Origin of the sequence: Ruminococcus sp. YE71, from assembly GCF_900119155.1 — a bacterium.
GTDB lineage: Bacteria > Bacillota > Clostridia > Oscillospirales > Ruminococcaceae > YE71.
This window is the reverse complement of sequence record NZ_FPIR01000032.1, coordinates 15,948-20,632: the sequence shown is the minus strand read 5'-3', so window position 1 is coordinate 20,632 and position 4,685 is coordinate 15,948. Positions and strand designations below refer to the sequence as shown.

The 4,685-nt window shown below is 42.9% G+C and carries 6 protein-coding genes and 1 CRISPR repeat array; of the genes, 3 read left to right on the top strand and 3 right to left on the bottom strand.

Going from position 1 to position 4,685, the window contains the following annotated elements:
• The first annotated feature begins 219 nt into the window (after nt 1-219).
• On the top strand, nt 220-990 hold the full coding sequence (locus BT142_RS17645) for a tyrosine-type recombinase/integrase (RefSeq protein WP_072419478.1): 771 nt from the start codon (nt 220-222) through the stop codon (nt 988-990).
• A 569-nt stretch (nt 991-1,559) separates the two neighbouring features.
• Here BT142_RS17645 and BT142_RS17640 read toward each other — a convergent pair.
• From BT142_RS17640 to BT142_RS17630, 3 genes are all read right to left on the bottom strand, one after another.
• A complete protein-coding gene (locus BT142_RS17640) occupies nt 1,560-2,525 on the bottom strand; it encodes a hypothetical protein (protein ID WP_072419477.1) in 966 nt (321 codons plus the stop codon).
• A 7-nt stretch (nt 2,526-2,532) separates the two neighbouring features.
• Nucleotides 2,533-2,970, bottom strand: coding sequence for a DUF4869 domain-containing protein (locus BT142_RS17635; protein WP_072419476.1), 438 nt, complete (start codon nt 2,968-2,970; stop codon nt 2,533-2,535).
• 136 nt (nt 2,971-3,106) lie between these two features.
• Nucleotides 3,107-3,355 carry a MarR family transcriptional regulator gene (locus BT142_RS17630; RefSeq protein WP_072419475.1) on the bottom strand — a complete coding sequence of 83 codons (249 nt, stop codon included), beginning with the start codon at nt 3,353-3,355 and terminating at the stop codon, nt 3,107-3,109.
• A 284-nt stretch (nt 3,356-3,639) separates the two neighbouring features.
• Between BT142_RS17630 and BT142_RS17625 the strand changes: the two genes are divergently transcribed.
• Together BT142_RS17625 and BT142_RS17620 are read left to right on the top strand one after the other, a co-directional pair.
• Entirely contained in the window at nt 3,640-3,819 is a 180-nt protein-coding gene (locus BT142_RS17625) for a hypothetical protein (RefSeq protein ID WP_072419474.1), read from the top strand.
• Between the two features lie 52 nt (nt 3,820-3,871).
• On the top strand, nt 3,872-4,087 hold the full coding sequence (locus BT142_RS17620; RefSeq protein WP_072419473.1) for a hypothetical protein: 216 nt from the start codon (nt 3,872-3,874) through the stop codon (nt 4,085-4,087).
• A gap of 322 nt (nt 4,088-4,409) precedes the next feature.
• Nucleotides 4,410-4,682: direct repeats of the CRISPR family, unit length 29 nt; unit sequence GGATCACCCCCGCCCGTGCGGGGATAAGC.
• Nucleotides 4,683-4,685: the final 3 nt, after the last annotated feature.

Genomic DNA, 4,685 nt, shown 5'->3' with positions numbered 1-4,685 from the left:
CGGGCTCACCGAGTACCGCGTGCGCCAAATGTGCAAGAGCAACCAGATCCCTTGCGTGAAAGCAGGCAAGAAATACCTCATCAACAAGGAGGTTTTCCTGCGCTATTTAGGAGGTGACACAGATTGAAAAATTTCTGTGTTGTGACTGCAAACTCTTTCGCAAACGCTGGATTTTCAAGGAAAAGTGTGGTATCCTTGTCTGTCAGGGAGGTGATCTGAATGGCGTATATCGAACCAAGAAAAAACAAGCAAGGCGAGATCATCGCGTACCGAATCAGGGTCAACAAGGGCTACGACAAGAGCGGCAAAAAGCTCAAGCCCTACGAAATGACCTTCAAGCCCGACCCGAAAAAGACCGAGCGGCAGAACATGAAAGCGCTCAACGAAACGGCGGTCGATTTCGAGAAAAAGTGCAGACAGGGTTATGACGTTGACAACAAGCAGACGTTCTCCGAGTATGCCGAGTACGTCATCGCGCTGAAAGAGCGCACGGGTGTCAAGCAGCGCACGATCGAGGGCTACCGAAAGCTGATGCCGCGAGTGGACGAGGCGATCGGTCACATGAAGCTGACCGCAATTCGCCCTCGGCAGGAGAGCATGGATCTGCTCCGTGAGTACCAAAAGTGGTATGAAGATATGAAATCCAAATATGGCGACCGCTGGCACGACACAAACTTCCTGTTTTTCCAGGAGAAGTCGGGCAACGAGGGCAAACCGATGAACCCTGATACGGTCACGAGGTTTCTCGATGAGTTCTCTGAAAAGCACGGTCTGCCGCATATCAACCCCCACGCGTTTCGCCACACAATGGCTTCTGTTATGTGCTATAACCGCATCGACCCGGTGAGCATCAGCAGGCGCTTAGGACACAGCAAGGTCAGCACCACGACCGATTATTATTCCCATATGCTCAAAGATGCCGACGATATATCTGGCGAAACGATAGCCGACGTGATGTTTCGTTGCAATCCCAATAACAAGACCGGATGAGCATTTATATAAATATCTGAAACTAAAAAACGGTGCTTCGGCACCGTTTACATATTGCGGGGGTCAAAAATAGTGCCCTGATAGTGCCCTGAGAACCAGATTCTGACAGAAAAGCGTCCCGACCAAAGCCGGGACGCAGGTCTTTCGGAAACAATTCCGACGAGCCGATACAAGAATAATAACCTCGTCCAAACCACAAAACCCACGCAAAACCGCAGTTCTGAGAAGTTTAATACAAAAAAATCACACGCCCCGACTATTGCCGAAGCGTGTGAAACATTTAATGCGCTGCGAGGGACTCGAACCCCCGACCTACTGGTTCGTAGGCAAGTTACGGAACTATTTTAATCTGCTGTAAAATGCGAAAACCAAGCAAAATCAAAGTAGTTTTAAATTGTCTTGTTGCAATTTGAAATCTTGTTTCGTAGCTTTTGGGGAAATTAGTGCCCTATTAGTGCCCTGAGTTGGAGGTTGGAACAGAGATTTTATAGGAGTTTATGAAGCTGTAACATTAGGCGAACAACTCTAAAAGTTTCTTAATTGTTTATTGCTATATTAAAGAAAGACGCTTATATCGAATAAATCTCCTCTATGATCTTCCGACTATTAGCTTCGATCAGATAGATCTCATTTATACTGCTTTTGGAATATTGAAACGGAGTTCCGGCTGTATTTTTGATAAGAAGATCAGTGAAGACATTTTCCCAACTGAAGAACTCTCCGCTCTCAATATAGTCGGACGGATTTTCAAGGATCTCAGATATTTTCTCACCCTTTATCAGACCTGAATTGAGGATAAGCCACTCAAAGGATTCGGGCAGGCAGAGAATGAAATTTGATGAAGCTGAAGTTCGCAGTTTGAGAACTCTGTCTATCTCGGAACCGAAAGCCGCACCGTCAGCAACGACAAAAATCTTATCATTTTTATGCTCGGAAAGCCAGTTGAAGATTGCAGAATTTGAGCCGGAAGAAAAGCATTTCACTTCGCTGTTCTTGAAGTAGTTTTCAAAGAACTGCAATCCCGAATGACTGTCCTCGGTAAGAAGGATACTGACATTTTTGGTATTTCCGTATCGACCGTTCATAGAATATAAATGCTTGTCATTCGATTTGTATATTTTCTCAAACTTATGATATTTGCCGCTTGTTTTGATCTTATATATTTCGTCAACACTGTACGGGAGTTCATGTAGATTTTCCCGACAAAAGATAACATAATAATTGTCAGTATTTCTGATTACCTTAGCAAATTCTTCTGAACGTATCGGCTCGAAACCTTCATCAATAAACACAACACTGTCAGTTGTATTACTCAGTTGATTTCGCCAGTCGGTATCAATAAGAGCAACACATTTTTTATCAGATGCAATATTGATACCGCTCTTATCACCAAGCCGTGTAAGGTCGGCTATCATATCAAAAAGTGTAGTCTTTCCCGTACCGCTGTCGCCGCGAACGATTGTAATATTTCTATAAAGATCAACGTGAAACTTAGCTTCTCTGTTCGATACTACAATATGTCTTGTTCCTTTCATAATATCCTCACACAAATCTTCCTGCTTCTTGTACGAGCTCGCCCATGTTCCTGACCGTTTTTCCGGTGTTCAGTATCTTGATCTTGAAATCATTCTTGCCAAAATCCATCAGGTGATGAAGATTGATAACGATCTTTTGCTTCTCAGCAATTTTCAGAATCCACTCGGCACAGTTGTCGCCGCAGGTCGAGGCGTTGAAAATCTTGCTCTTGTCATAAGCTATGAGCATAAGGGTCTTAACGCCGCCCGAAAGCTTTTTCGGACTCATGTTCCCGAACACGGGACTCAGGATAGTCTGACTGTCGATAACATCAGATTTATCGACGGCTTTTATCATCTCGACCGACAGCGGTTTGGTTATCCAGCTGTCCTTATAAGTGTTGTTGAAATACACATTTGTGTTATAAATTGCGTCCTGCATTTCGCCGAAATAAATACTCAGCATGATCTCACCTCTGATGATTTATCTTGTTGTTTATATTATACTCCAAAATTCAGAAAAATGCAAGCAGATCATGATTATTTGCCGGAACTCCTCAGCTTTCCGAAAATCTCGTCATGAGTGAAATGATAATAGCTCGTTATTCTTTTATATACCGCTTATCCTTGCCTCTGCCTGAAACCTGAATAAGCCCAATATCCCGCATCTGTTTGGCGATAGAAAATGCTCTTGTATGCTTGACCTCAAGCAGTGACTGTATCTCATCTTCGGTAATCTGACCGTGCTTTTCGATATGGTCAAGGATAAGCCGCATCTGCGGTGTGATATTGCTTCCGGCGGTCTCATAAGGCTGAATATCGGAAGCAGTGTTCATGTTGGGAAGTATCATCTTAAAAGTGTTGCTCGTTACTTCTATTCTCGGCTGTGCGGAACAGTTTTTGTAGAGAGCAAATATCCTTCTGATACGCTATACTACCGTTTGGGTATAAGACAACTTCAAAGAGTTTCTGATGAGAATTGAATATCACGTTGAACTCATGATTCTTAAACTTTCTACTGGTGTGCAGAATTGTTATTTATACATTATAGCTCAAAATATACATTTGTCGGCTTGAAAAAACTATATTTTTATGATATAATTATAATAAACCATTATGATCAGGAGGTGCAGCTATGTCTTCCGAAGAAAAAGCACGTCAAGAGATAGATATTAAGCTCAGAGAAGCAGGATGGCTTATTCAAGATAGAAAGAAAATGAATATTCAATCTTCTTTGGGTGTTGCCGTAAGAGAGTTCCCGACAAGCACCGGAGAGGTAGATTACGCATTGTTTATTGATGGCACTCCTGTATGAGGAGATATTGGCGGAGATGAATGAGGTATTGGTGGCGTAAAGGAGAATTACTATGAATGATTTAAGTGTTTACGAAAAATATTGCTACTATAAAACGCTTTGTGTAGCATTAGGCGGCACAGGTAGGGCGACGATTTCTAAACAAGAGTATGATACGGCGGTCGAAGTATTAAAGAAAATGGCTGATAATCGTTGGGATTGGACAGAAGAGCAAAAACAGCAATATAAGTTATTAGCTGACTATTTAAAGGAGACTTTCAAAGGATAATAATGTGGAAAGAATACGAATTAGGAGAATTGCTGTCTTATGAACAGCCAACTCCGTACATTGTGCAGTCAACAGATTATATTGGCAGCTATAATACACCAGTACTTACAGCAGGTAAATCATTTTATTCTTGGATATACAAATGAGCAAAGCGGGATTTATGATGATTTGCCTGTAATCATTTTTGATGATTTTACAACTGCGAGTAAATATGTAAATTTTAAGTTCAAAGTTAAATCATCTGCGATGAAAATACTGACAGCAAATGCCGACTTGGTATTGCTTAAGAAAGCAGTGCGGTTTTCAGTGACAAGCGGCACAGGATCACCCCCCGCCCGTGCGGGGATAAGCGGGCAGAAGCATTTTTCTTGATGACGAGACTAGGATCACCCCCGCCCGTGCGGGGATAAGCACATAAAGGCTTTCAGCTCGTTATCGATAGTGGGATCACCCCCGCCCGTGCGGGGATAAGCGGCAGAAGTTTTAACAAGAATTATACAGAAAAGGATCACCCCCGCCCGTGCGGGGATAAGTTTGGTATGGAGCTTTGGAAACAACGGCAAAGAGGATCACCCCCGCCCGTGCGGGGATAAGCTGG